Source organism: Oleiphilus sp. HI0061 (genome assembly GCF_001635675.1).
This window is the reverse complement of record NZ_LWFE01000400.1, coordinates 1-1,079: the sequence shown is the minus strand read 5'-3', so window position 1 is coordinate 1,079 and position 1,079 is coordinate 1. Positions and strand designations below refer to the sequence as shown.

General features: G+C 45.5%; 1 protein-coding gene. It reads left to right on the top strand.

All coding sequences use genetic code 11. The annotated features are described in order from the left end of the window. Nucleotides 1–34: 34 nt before the first annotated feature. The coding region (locus tag A3735_RS05445; RefSeq protein WP_156499427.1) for an HD-GYP domain-containing protein at nt 35–1,079 on the top strand (1,045 nt) is incomplete at its 3' end.

The window sequence follows — 1,079 nt, the reverse complement described above, 5'->3', positions numbered from 1 at the left end:
GCGGGTGGCACGACTTGAATGGAGCGTTATTAATATGGACCAGTATTCAGAGCGGAACCCTTATGCTGATCACTTGGTAGAAATTAATAAATATAACCCGGTTTTAACGACGCAAGACATATGTAATAACCGTGGGGCAACAGTTGTACCCAAAGGAACCTACCTCACTGAAGACGTTGCCAATAAGATTGCGCGCTTTCAGCTGGAACTTCCCATAGAACTGCAAGTTAGCTTGGCGAGTACCGTATCACCTAGTGAATTGTTTGACTCGATTCGTAAGGCACAGAATAAGGTCTTGAAGGGCTTGGATCGCATGGATTTAACCAAGGAACTGGTTCGACAGTGTGGTTTAATCAGTGCTTATCCACTGCTATCTCAAAAGCTGACAGTTTTTGCAGATCGCTTATCGCCCCGTTTTAATTCAACTCAAAGTGCTACCGGTTTTGCAATACTCATTGCGCTTGAGCTTGGACTCAATGATGAAGATATGGAAGTTGTCTTCACCGCAACACAAATGCATGATGCAGGCTTCTTGAATATTGACCCTGATATTGCTGCCATTTTTGACAAGCTTCCCGATAGCGAAAAGCGACAAATGTATGTGCAGCAGTTGTCTTTGGGGGGCGAGTTTCTTGAAAATATACCTAATCTGTCCGAGCGGGTAGGGCGTGCAGTCAAAGAGCATAAAGAACGTAAAGACGGTTCAGGCTGGCCGCAAGGCATTATCGGAGATAAGCATAGTCTCGATGCTCAGGTTGTTGGTCTTGCTGTTATGCTTGATGAAGCCTATCGAAAAAAATTGCGTCCGAGAGGTTATGGGCCTTCTCAGTTAATTCCTTTAATTCAGGCTGAATCAGAGGCGGTTGATCGTGATATATGTCATGCTGTCGTCGAGATGCTGCGTAAGAATGCCCAGGGCCTTGCTCAAGTTATCCCCATAGAGTTTATGCCCAAACTATCGCGTTACTTGGTGGTGCAGCAGCGTTTTATGGTGCATTGGTTGGAACTTGCAAAGCAATGTGCTGTAGGGATGCGAGAGGTGCAAAGTATTGCACAGACAGAGCGTTCCATGTTGATCA